The 25,960-nt window shown below is 44.0% G+C and carries 25 protein-coding genes and 1 pseudogene; 17 read left to right on the forward strand and 9 right to left on the reverse strand.

What is annotated here, in order from left to right:
* The 4 genes from L4D74_RS15095 to L4D74_RS15110 form a co-directional block, all read left to right on the forward strand.
* On the forward strand, positions 1-966 hold a 966-nt coding region (locus tag L4D74_RS15095; protein ID WP_428752994.1), incomplete at its 5' end, for a pesticin C-terminus-like muramidase.
* Positions 950-1,342, forward strand: coding sequence for a hypothetical protein (locus L4D74_RS15100; protein ID WP_265675953.1), 393 nt, complete (start codon positions 950-952; stop codon positions 1,340-1,342). The genes L4D74_RS15095 and L4D74_RS15100, both read left to right, overlap by 17 nt.
* Before the next feature lie 507 nt (positions 1,343-1,849).
* Positions 1,850-3,433 (forward strand): hypothetical protein, encoded by a 1,584-nt coding sequence (locus tag L4D74_RS15105; RefSeq protein WP_428752996.1) that lies wholly within the window; start codon positions 1,850-1,852, stop codon positions 3,431-3,433.
* 240 nt (positions 3,434-3,673) lie between these two features.
* Positions 3,674-4,888: a phosphoribosyltransferase family protein gene (locus tag L4D74_RS15110; RefSeq protein WP_428752998.1), complete on the forward strand. Its 1,215-nt coding sequence runs from the start codon at positions 3,674-3,676 to the stop codon at positions 4,886-4,888.
* 94 nt (positions 4,889-4,982) lie between these two features.
* Here L4D74_RS15110 and L4D74_RS15115 read toward each other — a convergent pair whose 3' ends face one another.
* Positions 4,983-5,411, reverse strand: coding sequence for a MarR family winged helix-turn-helix transcriptional regulator (locus tag L4D74_RS15115; RefSeq protein WP_428752999.1), 429 nt, complete (start codon positions 5,409-5,411; stop codon positions 4,983-4,985).
* 2 nt (positions 5,412-5,413) lie between these two features.
* A complete protein-coding gene (locus L4D74_RS15120; protein ID WP_428753219.1) occupies positions 5,414-6,049 on the reverse strand; it encodes a cytochrome b/b6 domain-containing protein in 636 nt (211 codons plus the stop codon).
* A 130-nt stretch (positions 6,050-6,179) separates the two neighbouring features.
* Here L4D74_RS15120 and L4D74_RS15125 point away from each other — a divergent pair, with 130 nt between their 5' ends.
* Both L4D74_RS15125 and L4D74_RS15130 read left to right on the forward strand, forming a co-directional pair.
* Entirely contained in the window at positions 6,180-6,659 is a 480-nt protein-coding gene (locus L4D74_RS15125; protein ID WP_428753001.1) for a c-type cytochrome, read from the forward strand.
* Between the two features lie 43 nt (positions 6,660-6,702).
* A complete protein-coding gene (locus L4D74_RS15130; RefSeq protein ID WP_428753003.1) occupies positions 6,703-7,377 on the forward strand; it encodes a hypothetical protein in 675 nt (224 codons plus the stop codon).
* A gap of 274 nt (positions 7,378-7,651) precedes the next feature.
* Here the strand turns inward: L4D74_RS15130 and yghU are convergent, their stop codons facing one another.
* From yghU to L4D74_RS15145, 3 genes are all read right to left on the reverse strand, one after another.
* On the reverse strand, positions 7,652-8,512 hold the full coding sequence (yghU, locus tag L4D74_RS15135) for a glutathione-dependent disulfide-bond oxidoreductase (RefSeq protein WP_428753004.1): 861 nt from the start codon (positions 8,510-8,512) through the stop codon (positions 7,652-7,654).
* Positions 8,513-8,679: 167 nt separating this feature from the next.
* Entirely contained in the window at positions 8,680-9,357 is a 678-nt protein-coding gene (locus L4D74_RS15140) for a glutathione S-transferase family protein (RefSeq protein ID WP_428753005.1), read from the reverse strand.
* Between the two features lie 312 nt (positions 9,358-9,669).
* Entirely contained in the window at positions 9,670-10,083 is a 414-nt protein-coding gene (locus L4D74_RS15145; protein WP_428753007.1) for an XRE family transcriptional regulator, read from the reverse strand.
* Between the two features lie 127 nt (positions 10,084-10,210).
* Between L4D74_RS15145 and L4D74_RS15150 the strand changes: the two genes are divergently transcribed.
* Positions 10,211-10,588 (forward strand): hypothetical protein, encoded by a 378-nt coding sequence (locus L4D74_RS15150; protein ID WP_428753008.1) that lies wholly within the window; start codon positions 10,211-10,213, stop codon positions 10,586-10,588.
* Positions 10,589-10,652: 64 nt separating this feature from the next.
* Here the strand turns inward: L4D74_RS15150 and L4D74_RS15155 are convergent, their stop codons facing one another.
* On the reverse strand, positions 10,653-11,570 hold the full coding sequence (locus L4D74_RS15155) for a LysR family transcriptional regulator (RefSeq protein ID WP_428753009.1): 918 nt from the start codon (positions 11,568-11,570) through the stop codon (positions 10,653-10,655).
* Positions 11,571-11,699: 129 nt separating this feature from the next.
* On the opposite strand from L4D74_RS15155, the gene L4D74_RS15160 reads away from it, so the two are divergent.
* Both L4D74_RS15160 and L4D74_RS15165 read left to right on the forward strand, forming a co-directional pair.
* Positions 11,700-12,140 (forward strand): PACE efflux transporter, encoded by a 441-nt coding sequence (locus L4D74_RS15160; RefSeq protein WP_428753011.1) that lies wholly within the window; start codon positions 11,700-11,702, stop codon positions 12,138-12,140.
* 138 nt (positions 12,141-12,278) lie between these two features.
* Positions 12,279-12,689, forward strand: a complete 411-nt coding sequence (locus tag L4D74_RS15165; RefSeq protein WP_428753012.1) for a DUF2061 domain-containing protein — start codon at positions 12,279-12,281, stop codon at positions 12,687-12,689.
* Positions 12,690-12,893: 204 nt separating this feature from the next.
* On the opposite strand, the gene phnX is transcribed toward L4D74_RS15165, so the two are convergent.
* From phnX to phnW, 3 genes are read right to left on the reverse strand one after another with little or no spacing between them, the layout of a single operon-like run.
* Positions 12,894-13,742, reverse strand: a complete 849-nt coding sequence (phnX, locus tag L4D74_RS15170; protein ID WP_428753014.1) for a phosphonoacetaldehyde hydrolase — start codon at positions 13,740-13,742, stop codon at positions 12,894-12,896.
* The gene (locus tag L4D74_RS15175) at positions 13,735-15,108 is read right to left on the reverse strand and encodes an aspartate aminotransferase family protein (RefSeq protein WP_428753015.1); all 1,374 of its coding nucleotides are present in this window, start codon (positions 15,106-15,108) and stop codon (positions 13,735-13,737) included. The genes phnX and L4D74_RS15175 overlap by 8 nt, the downstream gene beginning before the upstream one ends.
* On the reverse strand, positions 15,108-16,211 hold the full coding sequence (gene phnW, locus L4D74_RS15180) for a 2-aminoethylphosphonate--pyruvate transaminase (RefSeq protein ID WP_428753017.1): 1,104 nt from the start codon (positions 16,209-16,211) through the stop codon (positions 15,108-15,110). The genes L4D74_RS15175 and phnW overlap by 1 nt, the downstream gene beginning before the upstream one ends.
* 312 nt (positions 16,212-16,523) lie before the next feature.
* Here phnW and L4D74_RS15185 point away from each other — a divergent pair, with 312 nt between their 5' ends.
* The 8 genes and pseudogenes from L4D74_RS15185 (at position 16,524) to L4D74_RS15220 (ending at position 25,859) form a co-directional block, all read left to right on the forward strand.
* A complete protein-coding gene (locus L4D74_RS15185; protein WP_265675452.1) occupies positions 16,524-17,531 on the forward strand; it encodes a putative 2-aminoethylphosphonate ABC transporter substrate-binding protein in 1,008 nt (335 codons plus the stop codon).
* Between the two features lie 194 nt (positions 17,532-17,725).
* Positions 17,726-18,868, forward strand: a complete 1,143-nt coding sequence (locus L4D74_RS15190) for a putative 2-aminoethylphosphonate ABC transporter ATP-binding protein (protein WP_428753019.1) — start codon at positions 17,726-17,728, stop codon at positions 18,866-18,868.
* Between the two features lie 80 nt (positions 18,869-18,948).
* Positions 18,949-20,601 (forward strand): annotated as a pseudogene (locus tag L4D74_RS15195) (putative 2-aminoethylphosphonate ABC transporter permease subunit); the annotation flags it as partial.
* 59 nt (positions 20,602-20,660) lie between these two features.
* Positions 20,661-21,365, forward strand: a complete 705-nt coding sequence (gene phnR / locus L4D74_RS15200; protein ID WP_428753020.1) for a phosphonate utilization transcriptional regulator PhnR — start codon at positions 20,661-20,663, stop codon at positions 21,363-21,365.
* Positions 21,366-21,446: 81 nt separating this feature from the next.
* Positions 21,447-22,346 carry an EamA family transporter gene (locus L4D74_RS15205; protein ID WP_428753022.1) on the forward strand — a complete coding sequence of 300 codons (900 nt, stop codon included), beginning with the start codon at positions 21,447-21,449 and terminating at the stop codon, positions 22,344-22,346.
* A 140-nt stretch (positions 22,347-22,486) separates the two neighbouring features.
* A complete protein-coding gene (locus L4D74_RS15210) occupies positions 22,487-23,182 on the forward strand; it encodes a response regulator (RefSeq protein WP_428753024.1) in 696 nt (231 codons plus the stop codon).
* Positions 23,183-23,208: 26 nt separating this feature from the next.
* Entirely contained in the window at positions 23,209-24,621 is a 1,413-nt protein-coding gene (locus L4D74_RS15215) for a HAMP domain-containing sensor histidine kinase (RefSeq protein ID WP_428753026.1), read from the forward strand.
* The gene (locus tag L4D74_RS15220; protein ID WP_428753028.1) at positions 24,618-25,859 is read left to right on the forward strand and encodes an ABC transporter substrate-binding protein; all 1,242 of its coding nucleotides are present in this window, start codon (positions 24,618-24,620) and stop codon (positions 25,857-25,859) included. Before L4D74_RS15215 ends, L4D74_RS15220 begins: the two co-directional genes overlap by 4 nt.
* Positions 25,860-25,960: the final 101 nt, after the last annotated feature.

Genomic DNA, 25,960 nt, shown 5'->3' on the forward strand with positions numbered 1-25,960 from the left:
TTGGAGTTATTGGCTTTTGGTGATGGAGAGGCCCTTAGTAATGGAAGTAAAGGTCTTGAAGTCAAAGTCGTTCAAGAGGCATTGATTGAATTGGGTTTCGATTTAGGTCCTGCGGGGGCTGACGGAGATTTTGGCAAAGCGACAGAAAGCGCTATTAAACAGTTTCAGAAGGGTTATGAACCGACGCATAACACGCATGAAACTTATAAAATTGGTGAAGTCGATGGGATTGTAGATAAGAACATAGCTCTTGCTTTGGATGAGGCCGTCAGTGAAAATTGGCAATATATTGATGATGCTATGGGTGAAAAATGGTTAACTGTGCCCAAGGGACAATTTACCTTTGATAATGAGGGCGATGATATTGAGTCATCCGCTTACTTCTCAAGAAAAGCCCACGTCCCTCATAATTCAGACGGGATAGTGATTGGTCAATCGGGCGTTACGATTGGGCGAGGTTTGGATTTAGGGAACCCACCCACAGGAGCAACCGGGCAGTCACCTTCTAAATTGCACTTAAAAGAGCTATTTCAAGTGTCAGAACTGACGTCAGATTTGTCCGATTGGTTACTCAGTGTAGAAGGTGTGAAAAAAGAAAGCGCCCTAGAGTCACTTAACAATTCAAGCTTGGAGAGCAATGAGCTTACATTAACACGCAAGCAGCAACACTTAATGTTTAATACTGTTTATGAGTATATGGAAGAAAAGACTCGTATTTTGTTAACGAAGTCAGATGTTCAAGCTAAATTTGGGGTTGTTGATTGGGCCAGTTTACCTCTTAATGTTAAGGAGGTCCTAGTCGATTTGACTTATCGTGGGGACAACAGCCCAAGAACAAGAGAAGGGTTTGTTCCTGCTTTAGTTGATTTTGATATTCTTAAATTTAAAAAAATAATGTTCAATAGCAACAACTTGTGGGTTGGAGTTGATTTGAACAGGAGGCTAAGACGTGAAAAACATTTATAAGAGTATGTTCTGTGTTCTTGTTGCTTTTTCTAGCGTAACATTTGCGAGTGAAAAACTTCCTTCTAGCTCAGACATTAGAGAGTTAAAGCAAAGTTATGATAATCGTACAGGTAAAGTTGGTGATCTTATTGCCTATATTCCGACAAAAAAGCCTTGCTTGAATGTTTTATCTAAAAATAAGCATGTAGAATTCTGCTTTATCGACTCAACGGCAGAAGATTTAGGTAAGAGCGATAAGGCAGGTTTTTTCATTACTCTCTCAAGTATTGCCAACGAGAGCGTATCTTTTGAATATCATACGATGTGGTACTCAAAGAGGTGTAGTTATTTTACATTCGAAGAACAACCAACTTGCGAACAGCCTTATACTAATTAAGTCTTCGACTTAGAGGTATTATCAAACATTTTAGCTAGCTCAATGGTACCCATCGCGCTAGCTCGCCCCCTTTTATTTTGCAAAACCTGAAGTTATTCATTAATAGCTAAGTTAGCAAAGGGACTGGTATATTTTTGTCCAAAAACTATTTAGGTATATCAGCCACACCTTATAAACCAAGGTTAAACCCCAGGGCAAAACTGTCAGCTCTTGCATAAGCCAGTACGGCTTAGATTAGTTGATAAGTGTGAATTCATTCTTCTGCCTTCGAGAAGTGACTAAAGGGCCATATATGGTCATCCTCGCTGATTACAAGGCATTAGTGACCAGTTCAAAAAAAGGACTAAAAAGGCAGATACTGAACATAAAAGTGTTAGCTATGTAGTGTTTTTTAACTATAAACAAGCGAAGACGATATACGCCTACTAGCCTAATGGGTCACATGGAATGTTAAGTAGGAATCAGGTCTTGTTCGTCAAATAGGATGAGCAATGACTGATATGGAAGATGAAAAAGATAAAATTATTGGTTACTTTTGCCTGTCTCTTTTGGGTTGTAGGTAGTATAAACGGCTGTAGTAAAGCAGCGCCAACACCAGAATGGAAACTATTTAAAGGTGACTATCAATGGCAGCTATTTATGCCAATTTCGGCAGTGCCTTTGCAGAATACATCGACACCAACCAAATCGCTTTATAAGGCTTACGACCAAGAAATAAAACGCTGGGTTGATAATACACTCTATAGCTGTTTCGAGTATAAAAGTCGTTTTAATGACTGTCAGTTTACCGAATATAAGACTTGGAACTTATGTGATGCCTCCTATCAAAAATCAATTTATTTTGGCTACGGTTATGACCGTCTAGTTTCTGTGCTCAATGATTACTACGTTAATGGGGTTCACCAAGCAAGTTATGCTTCGTTGTTAGAGTATAACGGAAAGAAAAGGTGGCATGATACTACAGTGATTTTGGGACCTAGAGTTCATGGTGCTAGGATAACGAGAATCTCAGAGTTCAATCAGGATTGTACAGTAAAGATTGGAATGACAGTTGAAGCAGTAATGAACTGGGAATATGCGTATATCGATAAGAAAAATCAGAAAACCATCTATTATGAGCCAGCTGACGATAGAATAGAATACGAAATTTCACGGAATTATACGGCACATAAAGATATGTTTGCGCCATTGTCGGAAAAGCAGCTCAAAGACTATGTTATACATACGAAAAACAAAAGTAAGAGTATTAATACAAGCGGTTACCGTTATCATGCTATTAAGAATCTCGACATTGTAGCTAAAAGAAATAATCAAAAATATGCACAGTTGTCTTCAACGTACCTGCATAAATTGGATAGCTTATACTCTCAAAATGACCCTGAAATGTACGATGGAGAAAACGTCCTAATTACATTGAATAATTCTGTCGTGGGAGCGACAAATACAGCTTTGGGGGTGGTTGCAGAGGTAGGCAGTGCATATGCCGCTAATTCATCGTCATATTCTTCTAGCTCTTCAGGCGGCGCGGGGAAAAGCTTAGATCAAATGATGCAAGAGCAGCGCCTGTTGCTCAATGATGCAGTTCAAAAATCCCAAGTACGATCAACCAAGACAGGTATGCAATCAAATGTGTCCACTTCAGTGGCTTCTACGCACTCTCCATCTAAGAATACGAGTTCGAAAAGTACACCTGTGGTCGTCTCATCTGCATCAAAGTCTACCACTAATAATCATTCGGTAGCGCGTAATAGTAAGAGTTCAGCTAGCACGAAGAGTGTTTCAGCAAAGACTTCTATGGATACTGGTAAATCGAAAAAAGTAGAGGAAAAGAAACGTCGAGCGTTTGCCGTACTATGGCGTGACAAGCAAAATGAGAACTGGTTGGTCGATGGTCCTATACAAAAAGGGTTGACTGAGTACGCCTCAGAAAGAGAAGCGTTGGATATTGCCTGCCCCGGGTCGGACACTGAGTTTCGGTATATGGAAACATTCCAAGGTTACCGAGTTTATCAGTGTACGGGCCGTCCTTTAGAGAGTTGGGATAGGGATATTCCACAAATCTATGCTTTGCCGGGTAAGTTCCATCTATAGCGGCTGATGTAACCAGCACTGAATGGTAATGTTACTTTCTTCGGAAGAGCCGTCGGTAGCTCTTCCGAAAACACTCCGAAAGTAATGAGGCTCTCTTAACTGGTTACCCTAACCACAATACCAAGCCATTACTTACAAGCCTTTACCACAAACTCGGATTTCCCTCTGCCGTTTTGCTCGCTTTACCGCTAGAATACCCCCATCACAACCCACTCATTTTCCGAATTAATAAGGAATGCCATGAGCAGCCAAAACACACTATCTAGCGATATAGTGATTGTTAGTAACTCTTCCGATAACCCATTTGCCATCGATGTCGCCTATGCGATGGGGCAGCATGAAGACATTTCAGATGTCATCAGTATGAAACACTTCATGAACACCGAATTTTGCCCTCGCTTCATCTCTGATGAAGACGATATGGACAATATCGGCAATAGTTTAGACGGTAAGACTGTCGTCATCGTCAGTACCGGCAACTTGGTTACCAGTCGTCAAGAGCTGGCGATGCATAACTTTATTATTGCCCGCGCTGCCAAAGAAAATGGTGCCAGTCGTGTGGTGTTGGTGGAGCCTGATCTGTTTTTCTCTGCTCAAGATCGTGGTGCACGCCCTGGGCTTGGCGACACAGGTGGTGAGCGTTCTGCTTCGGACATTAAGAAATTTGATGGTCAGCCGTTTACCGCGCAATTGTATGCGCAGTTATTAAAGCTGTCTGGCGTTGATGATGTGGTAACGGTACATAACCACTCTGATTCGGTACAGAAGATGTTTGGCGATGTGTTTGGTGGCCGTTTCTATAACCTCATTCCTTATCAGATTTACGCGCACTACCTGCTTAACTCCAACATGTTGAACTACGGCCCAGACGGTGAGGGTTTGGTACTTTGTGCGCCAGACAAAGGGGCGCGCGACTTTGTCAAAGAGATGTACAACAGAATTGGTTTGAGCAAAGCCAAATTCATCATGTTGGATAAAGAGCGTACCGCTGAGCGTAAAGTGGAAATCACCCTGCACAAAGAGAGTGAAGATACTTTCGAGGGGCTGGAGAAATCGAGCATTGTACTGTTTGACGATATGGTGCGCACTGGTTCAACGGTGGTGAAATCGTGCCAGTTCCTACAGCAGCTTAAACCTAAGAATATGGTGTTTACGGTTTCACACTTCTATGCCAGCACTGAAGGGCGTGAGCGTATGTCTCACCCAGCACTGGGTGAGATTTTAACACTGAATACCATGCCAACTATCCTTAACCGCGACGAGCAAGGCCGTCTGCGTAAGAAGATGGTGGTGTTAAAAATCGAGAAGTACTTGGCACAGGAACTCAGTAAGATTTTAGCGATACCGCAGCGCTCAGAAGAAGAAAACCCATATAAGATAGATATGTCCTCTAAGAACCCGCGTTTTCAGCGCAAGATTTGGTTCTCTGATCAGCTATCTGAGCTTAAAGGCTAACCGACGCGGCATATTGACGTAACATGACCTCCCGTCATATGGGAGGTCATGTCATTAGTATGATCTCAATAATTTAGCTACTAAACCTAAGCTACTAAACCTGAGCCACCATTTTTTGCAGCAGGCCAATGATGGTTTTTTGCTCATCAGGATTGAGGCTGGAAAGCATCTGCTGATTGACTTCAACAGGCAAATGAATCACTTCATTTTTTAGCGCTCGACCTTCAGCCGTGAGAAAGATTCGAAACGAACGGCGGCTTTCTGGATCGGCTTGACGCTCAACCAGACCGAGCGTTTCAAGTTTATCAAGTGTTCGTGTTGTCGTGGAGCTTTCTACTTTTGAGGTTTGAGCGATTTCTCGCTGAGTCATCCCTTCTTTTTCCCACAAGCACATTAAGGTTGGCCACAGTGCCAGCGTCAGCCCTTTTTCTTTTAAGCGCTTATCAAACTCTTTTGATGCGTGATTCGCGACAACATTTAACAGCCAGCCAAAGCTTGTTTGGCGATCGAATTTTTGTTCCATACTTACACCATTGAAATAGCAATTATTGCTATAGTAACTAATGTTGATGCTATTAGCACGAGTATTGCGCGACTATTACTGACGATATTAGGTTGCGCGATAAAGTGATTGGTTGGCACCTGTTGATAGCCAGAAAGCATTGCCCACAGTAAGGGTTTAGAGCGAAGCTTGTAGATCAAGACTGCGCCAACGTGCAGCACAATGAGCATTGGCAGTAGATCCACTAACAGAAGGTGTGTTTGTTCTGCGCCGAAGTAGATGATCTCCGGGATCTCCACGCCAACAGCGGCTAATCCATCAAACATGCCTGCGAGAATCATGCCCGTTATGCATTGTAATAGTAAGCTGGCCAGAAGGGTAAACACCATCCAACTCCCTAGTGGGTTATGGCCAAGCTGTGTATGGCGTTCCGCTTTTAGGTAGGCCCATACTTTTTGAGGCGAGGCCATAAATTGACGAAAAAGGCTGGTTTCACTTCCCACCATTCCCCAGGTGATTCGCCAAGTAACTAAAGTAAATAACGCGAGCCCTAACTGAACGTGCGGTCCGTTACCACTAATACCAGTTACCATAAGTGCCAAGAAAATAATGGCTTGGCTCCAATGGTAGAGTCGAGTTGCTAGGTCCCACACCTTAATTTTTATCATATTGGTTATCTCATTTTTCGAATGTTCAATTAATTTACACAACAACAGTTGCAATGGCAACTATTGTTGTGTAAATTAATGCTCAAGCGATAGGTAAACTCATAATATAAAGAGGCATGAGATGATTACATTGATGAAATCGAATTTGAAAATGTTTGCGGGAGGCTGCGTTCCGCAGTTGGTCACAAGATTGTTTGTTATAGCTTTAGTTGTACAAAGCTCTGCAATTAAAGCGGACGAAATCGAACAAAGACAGCAAGCTTTCAATCAGATAGAAAGTTTGACGGAGTCTGTACAGAAAACCTTAAATGGAAATGAGACAACGTGGGCAGATGTAGAAGATACGTCTATAAAACTAGTTGCATATAGTGATATGCTAAATCAAGCGTTTCCAGAAAATTCGCACCAAGGAAGTCGAGCAAAACTGGATGTGTGGCAAAAACCAGAAAAGTTTAATCGGTTGATGTTAGAGATGAACAATAGCTATAAAACGTTATTGACTGCCGCTAATAACCAAGATGAAAAACAAGCTAAACAAGCGATTAAATCAGCAGAGTCGACATGTCGTGCTTGCCATCGTACCTATCGTTCTCGCTGGTAACCCTACAAAAATTGTAATGAAATAATAAATAGAGAGTAAAGTCATGAAAATAATTAAAAAATTAGTATTGAGCCTATCGGTCATAGCGTTAACACCGAGTCTTTCTTTTGCGCAAGATTTCGGCGTTGAATTGAAATGGAACACGACTGATATTTATCAAGTACTGGAAAAAATGCCACAGCAAAAGCAAGCGTTTAAACAGTTTGTTGATAGCGGAAAAGTCAAAGACATGTTTGTAACGGACAGTAAAGTGGGAGAGCAGACGACCCAGTTGCTTAGGTTTGTAATGGAAGGAGAAAGTGAGGATGATATTAGAGCGTCATTATCCGCTCTTCCTCTGTATGAAGCCAACCTTGTAAAAATTAGTAATATCCAACCAATGGGAGCCAAGTGGCTAGATAAGTCACCACAGAATAATAACTACGGCCTAACGTTTACTTGGAAGTCTGGCATCGAACCATTGGAAATTGACCGAGTACTTAGTATTGATCTACAGCGTGTGATTGCGTTGAATCAGGTTGGCTCTGTGTCTTCCTCGTACATTAATACGCAGACATTGCAATCGAATGTTGTACGTCCAGTGTATTTGGTATCGGTACTTGCTAAAGATGCGACTCAGGCCATAGAGATGAGTAAGAAATTTGAAGCCGTCCGTTTAGGGTATGCCGATGTAGAAGTACTGCATTTAGGAAGAAAGCTGGATATGACTCAGTTGTAACACCTACTTTCGTCGACCGACCCAAGGGGGGCAGACTATGTACTAGAAGTACCCCTCTTGGTTATTAAGTGATTGGCTACTTTGACCATGAACGAATTGGTTGGCGACCGATCGTAACTAATCATATCACTCAAGGTAGCAATAATGATTCAGGGATGTTGGAGGCTTTCGCGTTACTCACATCGTGATAGCGTTCTGTGTTAAAAGCCAAAAGCCAAAAGCCGATGGTATTTGAATCAGTCAAAATACCTCGGCTTTTAATATGAAATGAACGTTACTGTGGCTTTAATGACAAAACGTTATCGATATCTTCGGCGCAATGACGTTCAGGCACTTGCTCCCACTCTTCACCCCAAGAGCGATTTAAGATGCGACCACGCTGCACGCCTTGTCTAGCTTCGAGCATTTTTGCCCAGCGCATGACATGTGTGTAGCTTTCAACTTGTAGAAATTCGGCGGCATCATACAAGTTACCAAGCACTAAGTTGCCGTACCATGGCCAAATAGCCATGTCAGCAATCGTGTACTCTTCACCAGCCACGTAGGTATTGGTCGCAAGTTGTTTGTCTAATACATCTAGTTGACGCTTTGCCTCCAACGCGAAGCGGTTAATTGGATATTCAAGTTTTTCGTCCGCATACGCATAGAAGTGGCCAAACCCACCCCCTAAGAAAGGTGCAGAACCTTGCGCCCAAAATAGCCAATTGAATGTCTGTGTTCGTGCAGCGCCTTCTTTAGGCAGAAAATAGCCAAATTTCTCGGCAAGGTGGACAAGAATCGAAGCAGATTCAAAGACGTTCACGCTGTCTTCGCCTGAACGGTCAACCAATGCAGGGATCTTTGAATTGGGGTTTACGCCAACAAAACCTGATGAAAACTGGTCACCTTCACCAATATTAATTAAGTAAGCATCATACTCAGCTTCTTTGACACCCAGTGCGAGTAACTCTTCTAGAAGAATAGTGACTTTTTGTCCGTTTGGGGTGCCGAGTGAGTACAGTTGCAAAGCGTGGTCACCAACTGGTAGCTCTTTATCATGGGTTGGGCCAGACACAGGGCGATTAATGCTTGCCCATTTATTGCCACCTTTTGTGTCGTGAACCCAGATTTTCGGCGGTGTATATTGATTTTCCATACTAACTCCTAAGTTAAATCGGTAAGGGCTAAGCTAAAATGCCGAACGATGTTTAATTCTAGTCCAGGATTGCAAAGCGCATTAGTCCAAGGCATTGATTAACGGTTGCCGTCACTTATGACTATGTATTTAACAAGACCATGAAGCGGTTGTCTAATTGGTCGCATCTAATTGGTCGTATAGTTCTGTGGGAACAGCGCACGTTTGGTGACGTCATCTTGTTCTGTTTTAAACTCAATGTCCTTGCCAACATCGCGCGCGACTTGTATAGCAGGACGTTGGTTGATGGCATCAAACCAACGCTTCAAATTCGGGTAAGGCGTCAGTGCCTCTTCACCCAGTACAACAGCGGCTTTATCAATCCATCCCCACGCTGCGATATCGGCAATGCTGTAGGTTTGTCCAACGAGATAGTCTCTGCCTTTTAAGTGCGTATCGAGTACCTCGTAGTGACGTTGTGCTTCGCGTAAGTAACGATTGATCGCGTAAGGGGTCTTTTCTGGTGATGCATGTCGAAAGTGAACCGATTGACCTGAGAATGGACCGAGTCCAGATGCAATGAACATTAACCAAGATAGCATCTCACCACGATCTTCAGGTTCTCCTGCTAGAAGCCCTGTTTTTTCGGAAAGGTAGAGCAAAATTGCATTGGAATCAAATACTCTAACACCGTCATCTTCTATCGCTGGGGCTTTGCCGTTCGGGTTTATCGCGCGATATTCAGGGCTGTGTTGCTCACCTTTATAGGTATCAACGGGAACGAGTTCATAAGGTAGCCCCGTCTCGGCGAGATATAGCGCGACTTTCATCGGGTTCGGTGTCTTGTGGAAGTAAAATTTTAGCATGTCATTTTCCTTTGAATTGAGTCAATTTGAGACAAATCACTAGACCTTTCCTTCTCGTGATAGCCAACACTATAGAACCATTTGAACGATCGTTCAAATGGTTTTTGAACAGTCGTTCAAATTTACTGCGAACGATGAAATGAGTAGCTAGATTGAATCAGGTGTCGGGTAAGCTGTGAACATGATGCCCAGTTTTATCGTTAGTTACTCAGGCGTATACAGGCCCATACAGTTAAATATCGCTGCGATTAAGGCTCTGTTTCATTTAGGGGGGGAGGCTCATTCTATACAATAGACTTAGTAAAGTATGATTTACGGGTTGATTTTATTGTGTTTTTTTAGCGATAGAAATAGGTCATACAGTAATTCGATGTCAGCTTGATCCATGGACATCATGGTGTCCATCATATGCAATACACTAGCAGGCACGGCGAGTTGCCCTCCGTGTTCTCGATCGATGTCATCGACTGGAAAAAACTGCAAGATGCTGACATCAAGTACTTTGCCTAAACGAAAGAGATCTAAAACGGTAAACTGACTGCCTTGTACCTTATCCATCTTGCTATAAAATGCGGTTTTGCCAATTCCTGACTTATCCGCCAATTGGTTTTTGCTCAGACGGCTGTGCACCATATAGCTTTCGATCCGCTCAATGAGCATCGCACGGAACCGATGTTCGGACTCACCGAAAAACTCAAATCCAGTGGTATTTAACGTCGCCATCATTGCTCCTCATTAGCGTTTTTCCATTTTATGAAATCCAGTGTAGTTACATTTTCGAATAATGAAAATATAACTGAGTATGCTGATTCAAATAGCGTGACGCTAAATGGCAAAAAGAGAAGAGGCTGCAATGAAAATAGTGAATTTACCCTTTCCCCTAGCTACCTTGACGCTACTGGTAGCAATGATGTTGTTCTCCCCCGTGAGTAACGCATTATCAAGCCCTGAAGCAAGTGTAGTGAAAGGCCAAACCGAGCAATATGCTCGTGTTGTTGCTCGAGGGAAGCTATTAAGTTTGACCAAGTGGAAAGTGGAAGTGGACTTTGGGCAAGAGGTTGAAATTGGTATTCGAAATAAGGACCTATTACGCGATGAAGCGGGCAATACGGTGGCTTTTAACTCCCCCATTGACGCGGTTAATTTTTTAAACTCGAAAGGCTGGATTTTAGTCTCTGCGAGTTCATCTGCGGATCATTTTTCTGCAATATTAAAGCGCACTGTGCAATAGCATGGTGTGGTTGCAGGGCTTCTAACGGTTGAGCCGTATTGGGGCTGAGGCCGTCGCTAAAGACTTAGTTAGCGAGTGCAACGTTACGTTCCCAACGATTCTCATTTAAGCGATATTGCTTAAGTGTGTTGAGGACGTGCTCCAGAACTGGCCCTGATGAATGGCTTCGTGATACCAAACAGCCCACAGCGGTCAACCAGCCATTAAATTCATGGGCGACGGGAAGTGACACGATAGCACTTTGCTCTAATTGTGTTTTGATAAGCAATTCAGGAACGAGCGCCCAACCAATGTTTTGACGAACAAGATCAATTAGGGTTTGGTGGTTATTGGCATACCAGATCTTTGAACTAATGCCGTAGCTGAACCAAAGTTCTTTTCGTTTAGCACTGCGATGAACGCATTGACGGTGAAGTTTCAAGTCGTCGTGCTCGACCATGGGGAGTTTCGTTAACGCGTGTTCCGGGGCAGCAATGGTTAGAAATCGGGCTTGTCCAAGTACAAAGAAATCCATGTCGACTTTAAGCTCTCCATCGGCGAACACAATACCGGCATGAGCCTGACCAGTACGTACTAAATCTTCAATATCAAAGCTGGAGGCGGTGATAATTTCAAAGTGCGTAATGGGAAACTGGTCTGCCAATGGTGCTAATATGCTGAGAAAGTCGTCACTGACAATGCTTTCATCGACAGCAATGATAAGTTCATGTTCGTACGCCTTGGTGAGCGCTGTTGCCTTCTGGTCAAAATAGGCCTGTTGCTGCAAAATTGATCGCGCAATGGGCAACAAGGCCTCGCCGCTTTTTGTTAATGTCGGAGTGTTCTTTTCTCGGTTGAATAAATCTTGGTTAACGGCTATCTCTAGGTTAGCTATTGCTTGGCTGACCCCTGATTGCGCGCGTTTTAGCTTGCGAGCTGCCGCAGAAAATGACCCACTTTCGCACACCGTTACGAATACCTTCAATTGCTCAAAACTGTACATAGTCACTCCCCCGATTGAATAGGTTAACTAAGCTATCACTAAATGTGATGGCTGTTAACTTTATCTGTGCGTTTGTCCTGACATAATCCCAGCTTCATTTTTTGTTAAGTAAGTCTATTGGAGCGATTTATGGGGACACTAGAGCGTGTTTTTCATTCGGTATTATTTGAAACGTTGGCGGTAACATCATCCATCCTAGGGTTAGCATTGTTTACTGAACATGATATTGGTTCACTATCAGGAACAATGATAGTTATTGCAACCATGGCGATGATTTGGAATTACTTGTTCAATTTGGGCTTTGATAGGGCTGTACCCGGTGAAAAAACCGAGCGGTCACTGTCACTGCGAGTGATCCATGTGCTGCTGTTTGAAGTTGGATTGTTGTTTTTTACTATTCCGGTAATGGCTTATATTCTAGAGGTAAGCTTATGGCAAGCCTTCCTAATGGATTTGGGTGTGACCATCTTTATTACCATCTATGCGTTTCTCTTTAACCTCATTTATGATCATGTCAGAGCTTACGTGCTGCAGCGAAGAGTATTAAAAGGCGTCAGTGCAGTACTGTAGAAATGTGAATCCTTGAAAGGTCAGACGTTACAACTCTATTTGATAGGTTTTGACTATTAAATAAGTAGGTTCAATCTGCTTTGTTCGTGGTTAAGAGCTGAGTATAGTGGAGGCAACTGAACAAAGCAGGACAACATCATGGCGAAAACACTTAGGTTTGCATCAATTCACTTTACCATTGCATTTAGCGTGGCGTATGTTTTTACTGGTGAGATCATTCTGAGTAGCATGATCGCCATGCTGGAACCCGCAGTGAATACGGTGGCGTTTTATTTCCATGAAAAGTTATGGGAAAAATCGCAATGGCTGAAGTCATTAAGTCAAAATGTTCGCATTAAAACGGCGTCATTTGCAGTGGTTCATTATAGTGTCGCGTTTTCGGTGGTATACGCACTGACCGGAAGTATTGTTGCTGGTGGAGCCGTGGCATTGCTAGAGCCCGCAATTAATACCGTAGCGTACTTCTTACATGAAAAGTCATGGAATAAAAGAGTTAGCAGCAAAAACGTTGTTATTACGCCGAATCAATCTGGTTGTATTACTGCTTAGTCGACACTGTTATTAGTCAGCACAGTTATTGATCGACATAGTTATTGATCGATATAGTTATTGGTTGACATAGTTATTAGTGAAATCGTTCTTAATAATAATGTTTTAAGTGAGATTATTATTGGAATACTGACCTGTTCTAGAGGAAGAAACCCAGTGCCATCTGTAATGGCACTGGGTTTTTAGTTTTGATTTACAGCGTATCTAGGGTCTTTCACCAGCGCTCAAGCGCTTTTCTATATCTTTAATGACACTCGGAAGATCATTAATCGTATCCACTAAGTAGTGTGGTGATGCTTTACCAAGCTTTTCACGTGCTCTCTCGCGAGCTGCATTTAATGTGGCTTCATCGGCTGCTTGGTATTCTTCTAAGGTTAAGCCAGCTTCATTACCCGATAGTAATAGTCCGACTGTCCACATTCCGGCGTTGTGACCTTCTTCAATACCGGGAGCGGCATCGTCAACTTTTACGCAAGCGCCGACACAAGTGACATTTAGCTCAATCATGTTTTTTAGTGCCATGAACGGAGCTGGGCGACCACCTTGAGGAAGGTCATCCGTTGCCACAATATAGTCCGGCTCATAGCCATAGTCTTTCGCGGCAGGGATCAAGACATCCATGACCTCTCTTGGGTAACCTGAGCAAGAACCTATTTTAATGCCTTGCTGCTTTAGCCCATTGACGACCTCAATAGCGTTGAGGATAGGTTCGGCGTGATCGGCGACTTTTGCTTTTTGTAGCGGCATAAATGTCGCGTAAATTTGGTCGATATCGCTGTCAGTCATCGTGCGACCAAACTGCTTTTCCCAGCGCTGAGCAACGGCTGGCAGGTGACCGACCGCTTTAATATGATCCCACTTACCAATGCCCATTGGCTCACGTGCTTCGGCAAGCGTAATGTCAAAGTCATAACCTTGCCTAAAGGCTTCCACAAAAATACTGGTGGGTGCGAATGAACCAAAGTCGACAATGGTGCCGGCCCAGTCAAAAACGATGGCTTGAACAGGCGACTTAGTGGAGGCATTTGGTGTTGCTGAATAGAGATTAGACATAATTAAAATCCTTGCATACTTTGGCGATCGCGTGCTCGAAAATATCGAGGGCTTGCGTCAGTTGTTCACGAGTGATGATGAGCGGTGGGCTCAACTGTATAACGTTACCTTGTGAGACCTTAAAGCTCAGTCCCTGATTGAGGCATTGATACAACACGGATTCTGCCTCGTCATAGGCGCGCTGTTTGGAGACATGGTTACTCACCAGCTCAACGCCCCATAACAACCCTATTCCGCGTACGTCACCGATCACAGGATAGGTTGTTTTCATTTGCATTAAGCGAGTTTTAACAAACTCGCCATCAGCGCGTGTTTTTTCGAGCAATTTATCTTGTTCAATGGCTTCCATAGTTGCCAACGCCGCCGCACATCCAATGGGACTTTTTTCATGGGTGTAATGACCCAGTGATATCTCTGCTGCGGTGTTATATTTTTCTTTCGTCACCATGGCAGCAATGGGCACGAGTCCTCCCCCAAATCCCTTACCAGTGCATAAGATGTCGGGTTCAATATCAAAGGCTTGATACGTAAACCACTCGCCACTGCGACCCATGCCGTTGGGAATATCATCGATGATCAATAAGACGTTATGCTTGTCGCAAATCTCTCGAATACGTTGCCAGTAGGCTTTGCTTGGTACCTGTACATCGGTATTGCGTACACCTTCGGCAATAAATGCGCCTATGCCACCTTCTTTTTCGATCACATACTCTAAATAATCCGCGTAATGAACATCGCTGCCGTCTTGAGAGGGCAGTGCACCACGGTAAGATATAGCAGGTGGGATACGCTCAACTCCTGCCATTAATGGCCCCATCCCTTCACGAAAACAGGCTTCTCCGCCAACGGATATGGCATCAAGGGAAGCGCCGTGAAATGAGTCCCATAATGACACGACTTTGTGACTGCCAGTGATGTAACGAGCCAGCTTAAGTGCCATGCCTACGACTGAAGTTCCACCAGGTGCAAAGAGCACTCGATTTAGGTCACCACCACAAATATCGGTGAGCTTTTCTGCGCATTTGACTGCAGTCTCGTTGGTAAAGCGACGAGGAGAAAACGGCAGTGAATGCATTTTCTCGGTGACACGCTTCATCACATGAGGGTGGCCATAACCGAGTTGATGGACGTTATTGCCATGAAAATCCATGTATCTTTTGCCACGCGTATCTTGAAGGTAGATACCTTCTGCCGCTTGCAGTGAATCAAGACAAGGCGTTGACATGGATTGATGTAAGAACACGTCAGCATCGCGTTTGAGTAGCGCTTGGGTCGCTTCATCTTGAATACCAGCTGTCCATTCTTGGCGAGCAGGAGTGTTGTTCACATCGCCCTCACTGCGTAAGTGAGTTGCTTGATCTGACATTATTTGATCTCCCAATACATCGAGCTTTTCACTGCTGTGATCAGACGTGAGATATCCGCTGGATGTACATCGCCAATGTTACCGATGCGGAAACAGTCAGCATTGGAGACTTTCCCTGGGTAAATCACAAAGCCTTGTGCTTTAAGTCGGTTGTAGAACTCTTTGAACTGATAGTCACTGTGCTTTGGTGAGTAGAAAGAGGTGATGATTGGTGAGTGCAGCTCCTCATGGAGCAATGGCGAAAAGCCTAACGATCGCATGCCTTCCACTAAGGTCTTTTGGTTAGTCTGATAACGCTGATGACGAGCGGCAATACCGCCTTCGTCCTGTAACTCTTGCAGCGCTTGGTAAAATGCGCGCACGGTATGCGTTGGTGAAGTAAAGCGCCATTTTCCGTGGTTGTGCTCCATGCATTGCCATTGGTCATAGAGATCTAATGTTAGCGAGCGAGCTTGCCCTTGGCATTTTTCAAGGGACGTTTGTTTAGCAATGACAAAGCCAAACCCCGGTACACCTTGAATGCATTTATTGGCCGAGCTGATCATAAAGTCGATGTCTAACTCACCGATATCCATAGGGATACCACCAAAGCTGGACATCGCATCTAGGATCACCGTTTTGTCATGTTGTTTTGCTAGCTTAATGACCGCTTCAATAGGGTTGAGCATGCCCGTTGTGGTTTCGCAGTGCACAATCGCCACATGAGTAATGTCTGTATCACTTTCTAGAGCGCTCTTTACCGCTTCTAAACTTGGTTGCTGGGTTTCCCCCAACGATATGACACAGGTAGGAATGGCGAGATAGTCCGCAATCTGAGCGATACGAGCCCCATAAGCGCCGTTATCGATGACCAAAAGTTTATCATTCTTACCAAGCGCACTGCCGATGGTCGCTTCAACCGATGCCGTGCCACTGCCTTGCATGAGTACGCTGGTATAGCCGGGTTGGCGAGTTGCCAGTTGTGTTAGCGATGAACGAATGACCTCAACGACGTCTTTGTTGTAGTCGTCATCCCATGTGCACCAGTCTTTAAGCATCGCTTGTCGAACGGTTTCAGAGGTAGAAAGCGGGCCGGGCGTTAACAGTAAGTATTCGTTTTTCATTATCATTTCTCATATTGGACTATACCAAGTTGTTGTGACTACTCTAGCAATCCTTTTTAGTGTTCGTAAAGGGGGAGAAAATAGATTTAATAAAAGCTTCATAGTTCGAAATGTTGCGAAAATCGTTGTCATCGAATTTGTCATAAATCGTCGTCAAACTGCCATTTTTCGTTCATTTAATCGTCATAAATGAGAATTACCGTGTAATTAGAAACTGGTACATACCAATTAAGGTGTGACCGTCAATGATGACTTTAAAGGCGACGTGCAGATAAACAGCAAGTCGCCACAAAAATGAAACTGGAGATGGAAATGAAAAACCGTTTGATGAAAGGGGCACTCGCAACGTTGGTTTCTTTGTGGGCAACGAATGCCTTAGCAGCCACGGAAGTGACGGTGTATACCGCTTTTGAAACCGATATTCTTGCTAAATATAAGAATGCGTTTGAGAAGGAAAACCCTGATATCGCTATCAAATGGGTGCGTGATTCGACAGGCATCATGACGGCTAAACTACTGGCTGAAAAAAACAATACTCGCGCAGACGTAGTGTGGGGATTGGCGGGTTCATCCATGGCGCTACTAAAAGAAGAGGGCATTCTTAAGTCGTATACACCGCAAGGTCTAGAAAACTTGAATGCCAATTTGAATGATCCGCAATCCAGCCAGGCGTGGTATGGAAACGACGCATTCTTTAATGCGGTTTGCTTCAATGAAATCGTCGCAGAGCAGTTAAACCTGCCAAAGCCTCAGTCTTGGGAGGATTTAACTAAGCCCGTTTATCAAGGGCACATTGCGATGCCAAATCCTGCGTCTTCAGGAACGGGTTACATGCAAGTGTCTGCTTGGTTACAGAACATGGGCGAGACGCAAGCTTGGGATTACATGAAGAAGCTAGATAACAACATTGCCCATTATACGCATTCAGGTTCAAAACCTTGTGTTCAAGCGGCGATGGGTGAAGTCGCGATTGGTATTTCGATGGCGGTTCGTGGTGCTAAGTTGAAAAACCAAGGCGCACCACTGGCCGTGATCACACCAAAAGGGATTGGCTGGGAATCTGAAGCCGTCGGCCTAGTGAAAGAGTCTGATGCCGCAAAGCGCGTGGTGGATTGGTCAGTTTCAAAAGCAGCGAATGAGCTCTACGTTGAATCTTACCCTGTCGTGGCCCACAAAGAAGTCAAAGCCGTGGTATCAAACTACCCTGAAGTGGAAGGCGCGATGGCGAAGATGGATTTTGCGAAAATGGGTTCAGACCGAGCAGAAGTATTAAAAACATGGTCACAAAAATTCGATTCAAAGTCAGAGCCAAAATCATAAGTTAATCAATCAGCTCTAAGACCCATAGTGCGGTCAAAACTGATTAAAAAGAAGGCTGCTATTAGGCCTTCTTTTTGTCGTTTTTACTTGCGAAACCACACAACAATGAAATTGAAATCAACCTGAAACAAAGCTGTCATTGCAATGAAATATAGCAATCTTAATATTGGTATATACCATTTGGAGAGAAAGTGATGACAGTATCCAATCCTTATCTAGACATTCACAACGTAGTGAAAAAATTTGGCCAGTTCACGGCATTGAAAGAGATTTCATTATCCATTAAGCGCGGTGAGTTCGTGTGTTTTCTTGGACCTTCTGGGTGCGGTAAAACAACGTTGTTGCGTGCGATTGCAGGCTTGGATCTTCCTACTTCAGGACGCATTTGCCAAGACGATAAAGACACCACCTTCCTCCCACCAGAAAAGCGTGACTTTGGCATTGTGTTCCAATCTTATGCGCTGTTTCCCAACCTTACGGTGCAAGAAAATATTGCCGTAGGACTAAAGAATCAGGGGCTGTCCAATAAAGAAGCATTGGAGAAAGTCGAACATTGGTTAGATATGATTGGCTTGCCAACATCAGCAAACAAATTTCCCAATCAACTGTCCGGTGGGCAGCAGCAGCGAGTCGCACTTGCACGAGCGCTAGCATTATCACCAGGTTTACTGTTGTTAGATGAGCCTCTGTCGGCACTCGACGCGAAAGTGCGTACTCACCTTCGTGATGAAATATGCCAAATGCAACGTCGCTTGGGCATCACTACGATCATGGTGACACATGATCAAGAAGAAGCCTTATCCATGGCCGATCGTATTGTGGTTATGAACCATGGTGTGATAGAGCAAGTGGGTACGCCACAGGAAATTTATGAAGCGCCAGCGACACGCTTTGTCGCGGATTTTGTCGGTAGTATGAACTTCATAGAGGCGTCCGTCGCTTCGAATCAATCGTTAAGGGTTGCCGAGTCTATGCTTGCGTTACCGACCTTAGATAATATGCAGCTAAAGCAAGGGGATATCTTCCAACTGGCTGTTCGACCAGAAAATATTCAGTTTGTGGAGCGGGCGAGTGAGGCGATTCCAGTGCGAATTATCGCGAAAGAGTTTCAAGGCGCTTATTACCGCGTTGAGGTAGCGATGCAAAACGCGCCGCTAGCGACCTCTTTATATATGGATGTGCCCGTGAAAGACGTTAAGCGTTTCAATTTACGTCGCAATGATATCCGTTACATCGAATTTGGTAGCACGGGATTACGTGGTTACCCATTAGAAAAACAAGTGTTCGCGTCTGCGTTAGGTAGTACTGCAAGCCATGTTTCAGAGCAGGCAGCGTAGGGGGCAGTATGGACGCAACTTCAACGCTTTCTTTTGGCGAGACAATGAAAAGACGCGCGGTAATGGCTAGCGCCAAGATGAGTCAGGATAATTGGATTCTGCTAAGTCTCCTGACGTTAATCTTTATCTTTATGATGCTGTTTATCGTTATGCCGCTATGGGCAATGATGAAAAAAAGTGTCCAAAACAGCGACGGTGAATTTGTCGGTTTAGATAATTTCTCGGCCTACTTTGCAACCGATAGCCTATGGGTATCCCTGAGCAACACCGTTACTGTTGGTTTGATTGTAACTGTGGTCGTGGGGGCCTTAGCCTTTGGGTATGCTTATGCGTTAACACGAACGTGTATGCCTTATAAAGGTTTCTTCCGCTTTATGGGGGCCGCTCCCATTCTAGCGCCATCGTTACTTCCTGCGATTAGCTTAATCTTTTTGTTTGGTAATCAGGGCGTCGCTAAAGAGTTGCTACAGGGCAACTCGGTATACGGTGTGATTGGTATCTCGCTGGGGCTGATTTTCTGGACCTTTCCGCATGCACTCATGATTCTAACGACGTCACTGCGCACCTCGGATGCCCGTCTGTATGAAGCCGCCAGAGCGCTCAATACCTCTCCGATCAAAACATTTTTTATGGTGACATTGCCTGCCGCTAAATACGGTCTAATTAGTACGTTAATTGTGGTATTTACGCTCGTTGTCTGTGACTTTGGTGTACCGAAAGTGATTGGTGGTAGCTACAACGTGTTAGCCACTGACATTTTTAAGCAGGTGGTCGGCCAGCAAAATTTTTCAATGGGTGCGGTCACCAGTATCTTGTTGTTACTGCCTGCCATACTAGCGTTTACCGTTGATCGCTGGGTGCAAAAGAAACAAAAGAGCATGTTGGATTCACGCTCAGTGCCGTATCAACCAGAGCCAAACAAATTGCGTGATAGCATCAGCTTGCTGTATTGCATGTTCATTTCTTTTGCAGTTGTAGTAGTACTAGGTATGGCTATTTATGGCTCTCTGGTTACGTTCTGGCCATGGAACAAAGCACTGACACTAAACAATTATAACTTCGCGGAAATGAGTACGTATGGTTGGGATCCTTATTTCAACTCCTTAAAGCTTGGTATGTGGACGGCTATCGTGGGATCTATTGTCATCTTTCTTGGTGCTTATGGTATTGAAAAAGGACGTGCGTTTGCTCCACTACGGCAGTGGATGCAAATGATGAGTGTCGTTCCTATGGCGGTGCCGGGGCTAGTGCTTGGTTTGGGGTACATTTTCTACTTTAATGATGCCAATAATCCGCTGAGTGTGCTGTATGGCACAATGGCATTCTTAGTGATTAATACCGTGGTGCACTATTATACAGTAGGGCATATGACGGCATTAACCGCGTTAAAACAATTACCTACTGAAATAGAGGCAACGGCGGCGTCGGTTAAACTGCCGCAATATAAGCTGTTTTTTAAGGTTACCCTACCGTGCTGTTTGCCTGCGGTATTAGATATAGCGATATATTTATTTATCAACGCTTTAACAACGACTTCGGCAGTAGTATTCTTATATTCAACCCAAACGATTCCGGCATCGGTGTCGGTGCTAAATATGGATGATGCGGGTCAGACCGGATCTGCAGCCGCCATGGCCGTGATGATCATGATGTCGGCAGCAGTAGCTAAATTGCTGCATATGGTGATTGGTAAATGGCTTGAAGGCAAGACACAAGCGTGGCGCGTACGATAGAGCTTGCAAATGAGAATGTCTAATTTACCAGGAACGGAAGAACGGAATAAGGATACTAAGTGCAATACGTAAAAATAAAAGATGCGCTTGTAGAGCAAATAGAGTCGGGCACCTTGGCGCCTAGGCAGAAGCTGCCCGCAGAACGTAAGCTAGCGGAATCGTTTGATACGACGCGTGTGACGTTGAGAGAAGCGTTGTCGCTACTGGAAGCTGAAGGTCGAATTTTTAGGGAAGATCGTCGAGGTTGGTTTATTTCACCGGAACCACTTAAGTACGATCCAACAGAAACCCTTAACTTTACCAATATGGCTTTGAGTCAACATAGGCAGCCAAAAACGACGTTGGTTGCAGCAAAAGCGATGATGGCCACCAAAAAAGCCGCTGAGTTACTTCAGTTGCCTCCGTTTTCCGATATTTTCCGAGTTGATCGCGTTAGATATCTTGAAGATAGGCCAGTCGTTTTTGTGACGAATTATATTCGCACCGAGCAGTTTCCTAATTTGCTTAGCCATGATTTATCTCTATCTTTGACGGATATTTATCGAGAGCAATATGGCGTGGTGTACAGCCAGGTTAAATACCGAGTCAGTACTACCTCCTTACTGGGCGAAATGGCACAGGCTTTGCGGGCAACGTCGGGCACGCCAGCGATGATGGTAGAACGTATCAACTACAACCAGCATGGTGAGCTTATTGATTGTGATATTGAATATTGGCGCCACGATGCGATCAGCATTGAGTCTGTGGCTCAGTTGACTCGTTAGTGTGAGCTTTTCATTACTTTAAACGGTGAATGGATAATTAGCGGATGTTTTTAGCATCCGCTTTTTTTTAAGGAATTCCTTTTGGCGCTTTACGCAATTATTTTGGTGGTTTGTTCGGCTTTATTGCACGCAGGCTGGAATATCTTAGGTAAATCGAATGGTGGCTCGGGGTATTCGTTTACCTTAGGGGCAGCCTTGGCTCCGCTTATTTTACTCTCCCCATATTTGCTGTGGTGTCTTGCGGTTATTGGTGTCGACAACCTATCTGCGAAGTTTTGGGGGCTATTGCTACTCAGTGCCATTGGTCAGGTGATTTACCTCGTGGGCCTTCTTAAGGCATATAACCTTGGTGATATTGGCGTCATGTACCCGATTGCACGAGCACTCCCTGTGCTTATGGTTGGGTTGGGAACGGTCGTCATCGGGCAAACGCTTACTGTCAATGCGTGGTTCGGCTTTGCGGTGTTAACGCTTGGCTGCTTAATAATACCGATGAGGCACTTTACCGACCTTCGGCTCAGTTCGTACGCCAACGTAGGTGTGTTTTGGGCATTGATTGCCGCCATTGGCACGACAATATATTCGATCGTAGACAAACAAACACTGAGTTGGATACAGCTCGAAACAGACGGTTTATCGTCCCATCAGATTGCGATATTTTTTCTAGGGATGCAGTTTGCTGCTATCGCTATTGTCCTCATTACTTGGCTGCTACTCACTGGTAAGCGTCATGAGTTAGCCTTAACGTGGCAGTACCGTTATCGCTCCGCAACCGCAGGTATTATGATGGCATTGACATACGGCATGGTACTGTTCGCCATGACCATGGTTGATAACGTCAGCTATGTGGTGGCATTGAGACAGGTAAGTATCATCTTTGGTGTATTGATGGGTATTTGGTTTTTAAACGAGAAGTGGTTTTATACTCGTGGCGTTGGCGTGAGCTTGGTTTTGGCTGGGTTGATCATAGCACTTGCGTAGTTTAGGAAAAGTTTGTTTATCGCTGTAATGTAAGCACTTTATTACATTAAGGAGATCACCCACAAATTCCTCTTATGGCGCTTGTCTCTCAGTTACTCTTTCGTCAGAGTGGGCGAGTAGCTATATCGTAAGGGGGAGGCATGGAAAATAAAACAATTTTAGTCGTTGATGACAACCAGGAAATACTTGATGCATTGAGCGAATACCTTGAGCGTTCAAGCTTTCGAGTACACACCGCTCACGATGGCGAAGAAATGTGGCGAAAACTTGGAGATATTACCCCTGATTTAATTATCCTAGATATCATGCTTCCGGGAGATGATGGCTTAGTGCTTTGTCAAAAGCTAAGACGTGACTCGCAAGTTCCAATTATTATGCTCACCGCAGTTACTGATGATGCCGATCGAATTGCAGGGCTAGAAATTGGTGCTGATGATTATATAACTAAATCATTTAATCCAAGGGAACTACTCGCGCGAATTAAGGCGTTATTACGTCGAAGTGGTTTTAGTGATAACAGTACGGATCGTAAAATACGTTTTTTAGATTGGACATTTGATACGCTAAAGCGTCAATTGCGTCATGATGATGGCGAGCTGATATCACTATCAAGTGCAGACTATGGGTTACTTAGCTTGATGTTGGAATTCCCGAATCGCTTGCTAAGCCGCAATGATATCTCCCAAACACTGTGGGGTAGAGAGGCCGAGCCCCTGGAGCGTGGAATTGATGTCCAAATTAGCCGTTTAAGAAGGCAGCTCAGGGATGAAGACCGCACGACGATCATCACCGTTCGTAACCGTGGTTATATGCTGGCAATCGATTCTAATTGCTAATGATTAACAGAAACTTTCTCCAGTCAATGGTTGCGCGTATTACGCTTTCCATGCTCGCTGTAATAATAGTAGCCGAAATTATTGCAGGAATTGTGTGGTTTACGACAACATCGACATCAAAGCGAGACTCCGCTTGGCAGGCGATGGCTGCTATAAGCGCAGCAGCTTTTGAGACTATTGATTATTTTGCTGATTTGCCAGTGAATTACCGCTACTTGGTCTTAGAGCAATTACGAAACGTAGGAGGTACTCGGTTTTTTATATCTATCAATAATCGTTCGTTATCTATCCCTTCTCTTACTCAGCATACATTTGTACCAGACCTTGAACACCGTGCTCAAATGTTGCTTCAAGACAAACTTAGTATCCCCAGCTCGTTAATTGATGTAACACTTACGCGAAGAGATGAGATGTTACTGTTTAATTCGGGAATCACACTCAAAGAATTACCCGCTCTCTGGAAGGACTATAGTATTGTATTAGGAGAGTTAGACCTGCCTATCGTTGTCGTACAGGTTCAACTTAGTAACGATGAGTGGCTGTATTTAGCCACGGTAATGCCGCTTTCATTTAGTTCTTTAACGGAAACATTTTTGGATGGAAGGCAATTGGTGTTTTTGTTGATTGCAACGATTATGTTGGTTGGTGTCTCCTATTTTGTCGTTCAAAAAGAAGTCCGTCCGTTTCGTTCATTAGCCCGTTCTGCAACTTTAATGGGAGCACAAATGAGAATCGAAGAAATAACGGAGGAGGGAAGTACAGAAACTCAAGCTGCCATTCATGCGTTTAATAAAATGAACAGACGTATCAAGGCCTATCTGCGAGATCGAGAAACTTTCTTTAATGCAATTTCTCACGATATTAAAACCCCGTTAGCATGCCTTAAACTGAGAACTGAAATGTTGGATGATGCGCCGACTCGAAGCCGATTTGAAAAATTACTGACTGAAATTGAAATGATGCTTGATGGTGCGTTGCAGTGTATGAAAGATAGCGAGATACATGAAGAGCTGGCTTGGATTGATATTAATGATTTACTCGAACAGTGTGCCGCTGTGTATAACAGGGAGTCGAAGCGAGTGACGGTATCAATAGCTCCAAAGACAAAAGTGTACGGTAAACCTTTAGCAATTAAGCGTTGTCTATTTAATTTGGTAGATAACGGAATTAAATATGGAGACTTTGTTAGTGTAGAGGTCAGTTCGGAGGCTGGAAGAACTGAATTCGTTATTCATGATTCGGGGCCAGGGATTGATGAAGTATTATTTGAAAAGGTATTTTCTCCTTATTTTAGAGCGACGAATAAAAAGATAGATGGTTCAGGTTTAGGGCTTTCAATTTCAAGGAGTATCGCTAGGGCTCATGGAGGAGATATCTTGTTAGAAAACAGCTTAGATGGTGGTTTTGTTGTGAGACTGGCTTTGGTAGATCTATTATGAGACGGTGGTTATGTTTTATCGTGGTCTTCCTTTCAATGCCCGTGGCTTCCAGTCAATCCGTTGAGCTGCTTCACTGGTGGACGTCAAGCGGTGAAGAGGCGGCGTTTTCAGTAGTGACTGATGTATTTGAAGGATTGCCAGAGACATTGGAAAGTGAGCCTATCGTTGGTGGAGGGGGCGCTCCAGCTAAAGCGATATTACAGGCTAAAGCGATAGCTGGTACGCCTCCAGATATCGCGCAAATGGAGGGGCCTTCAATTAAATCTTGGGCGGCACTAGGTTTTCTCCATGAACTTGATGAGCCTTCAGAGTACTATCATTGGGATTCAACGATATACACGGAGATTCAATCAATACATAAGTACAAAGGTGCTTATGTGGCAATACCTATTAATATTCATCGATTGAATTGGATGTGGACTAATAACGAGGTGCTAGCCTCTAACAATATTCCTTTACCCACAGATTGGGACTCGTTAGTGAGCGCGCTAAAAGCGTTGAAAAAGAGCGGAATTCAACCGCTAGCAATGGGTGATGAACCTTGGCAAATCGTCCAGATGTTTGAAAACATAGCCTATGGTGTAGGTGGTGCTGATTACTATCGGCGGGCATTTGTTAATCTGGATCCTACGGCTTTGAATAGTACTGAAACGCTAGAGTCATTGAGACGCTTTAGGGAAATAGCCAATATAGTGGGTAGCCACCTTCCAAAATTGACTTGGAATCAAGCGACCGATGCACTATTAGAAGGTGAATATGCGTTTCAGCTGACAGGGGACTGGGCATTAGGGGAGATGATTCACCAACATGGTGGACTTCCTGAATTCATAGAATGCACACCATTTCCGTCTACGGACAAAGGCTATATCTATAATATAGATAGCCTAGCTTTCTTTAAAACGTCAGGAAATAAGACCATGGATGTTTCTGCGGTCGCTACCGCTCTGTCGTCACCGGATTTTCTTTTGGAGTTTAGCCGAAAGAAAGGGTCAATTCCCGCCTTAAACAATGTATCGGTTGATGGCTTAAATCGCTGTCAGCAACAATCGTTTAAAGATTTCAATCAGGCGAGAAAGGCGGGTAGAGCGATTCCAAGTTTTATCGACTCGATGGCAGTAAACCCAACCATACAAAATGCAGTGTCGAAAGAGCTCCATCGTTATTTTTTAGATTCGTCGATATCATCTTCGGTATTTATTAGCCATTTGAATGCGATCAATATTGAAAGAGTGCGTTAATTATGTGCTATAGAGTGATTTGTTAAATTAAGCTTACAATCTTATAATAAAATGTAAGCTTAATGGGGGTGAGGATAGTTACAATGCTTATGTTGAATGAC

Source organism: Vibrio cionasavignyae (genome assembly GCF_050337155.1).
GTDB lineage: Bacteria > Pseudomonadota > Gammaproteobacteria > Enterobacterales > Vibrionaceae > Vibrio > Vibrio nomapromontoriensis.

Excerpts from the sequence above, each read along its gene's own strand:
- L4D74_RS15155 (WP_428753009.1), bottom strand. The coding sequence starts at position 11,570 with ATGTACAGTTTTGAGCAATTGAAGGTATTCGTAACGGTGTGCGAAAGT.
- L4D74_RS15175 (WP_428753015.1), bottom strand. The coding sequence starts at position 15,108 with ATGTCAGATCAAGCAACTCACTTACGCAGTGAGGGCGATGTGAACAAC.
- L4D74_RS15110 (WP_428752998.1), top strand. The coding sequence starts at position 3,674 with ATGAGCAGCCAAAACACACTATCTAGCGATATAGTGATTGTTAGTAAC.
- L4D74_RS15160 (WP_428753011.1), top strand. The coding sequence starts at position 11,700 with ATGGGGACACTAGAGCGTGTTTTTCATTCGGTATTATTTGAAACGTTG.
- L4D74_RS15130 (WP_428753003.1), top strand. The coding sequence starts at position 6,703 with ATGAAAATAATTAAAAAATTAGTATTGAGCCTATCGGTCATAGCGTTA.
- L4D74_RS15210 (WP_428753024.1), top strand. The coding sequence starts at position 22,487 with ATGGAAAATAAAACAATTTTAGTCGTTGATGACAACCAGGAAATACTT.
- L4D74_RS15125 (WP_428753001.1), top strand. The coding sequence starts at position 6,180 with ATGATTACATTGATGAAATCGAATTTGAAAATGTTTGCGGGAGGCTGC.
- L4D74_RS15165 (WP_428753012.1), top strand. The coding sequence starts at position 12,279 with ATGGCGAAAACACTTAGGTTTGCATCAATTCACTTTACCATTGCATTT.
- L4D74_RS15190 (WP_428753019.1), top strand. The coding sequence starts at position 17,726 with ATGACAGTATCCAATCCTTATCTAGACATTCACAACGTAGTGAAAAAA.
- L4D74_RS15220 (WP_428753028.1), top strand. The coding sequence starts at position 24,618 with ATGAGACGGTGGTTATGTTTTATCGTGGTCTTCCTTTCAATGCCCGTG.
- L4D74_RS15185 (WP_265675452.1), top strand. The coding sequence starts at position 16,524 with ATGAAAAACCGTTTGATGAAAGGGGCACTCGCAACGTTGGTTTCTTTG.
- L4D74_RS15150 (WP_428753008.1), top strand. The coding sequence starts at position 10,211 with ATGAAAATAGTGAATTTACCCTTTCCCCTAGCTACCTTGACGCTACTG.
- phnX (WP_428753014.1), bottom strand. The coding sequence starts at position 13,742 with ATGTCTAATCTCTATTCAGCAACACCAAATGCCTCCACTAAGTCGCCT.
- phnW (WP_428753017.1), bottom strand. The coding sequence starts at position 16,211 with ATGAAAAACGAATACTTACTGTTAACGCCCGGCCCGCTTTCTACCTCT.
- L4D74_RS15140 (WP_428753005.1), bottom strand. The coding sequence starts at position 9,357 with ATGCTAAAATTTTACTTCCACAAGACACCGAACCCGATGAAAGTCGCG.
- L4D74_RS15145 (WP_428753007.1), bottom strand. The coding sequence starts at position 10,083 with ATGATGGCGACGTTAAATACCACTGGATTTGAGTTTTTCGGTGAGTCC.
- L4D74_RS15215 (WP_428753026.1), top strand. The coding sequence starts at position 23,209 with ATGGTTGCGCGTATTACGCTTTCCATGCTCGCTGTAATAATAGTAGCC.
- L4D74_RS15115 (WP_428752999.1), bottom strand. The coding sequence starts at position 5,411 with ATGGAACAAAAATTCGATCGCCAAACAAGCTTTGGCTGGCTGTTAAAT.
- yghU (WP_428753004.1), bottom strand. The coding sequence starts at position 8,512 with ATGGAAAATCAATATACACCGCCGAAAATCTGGGTTCACGACACAAAA.
- L4D74_RS15105 (WP_428752996.1), top strand. The coding sequence starts at position 1,850 with ATGAAAAAGATAAAATTATTGGTTACTTTTGCCTGTCTCTTTTGGGTT.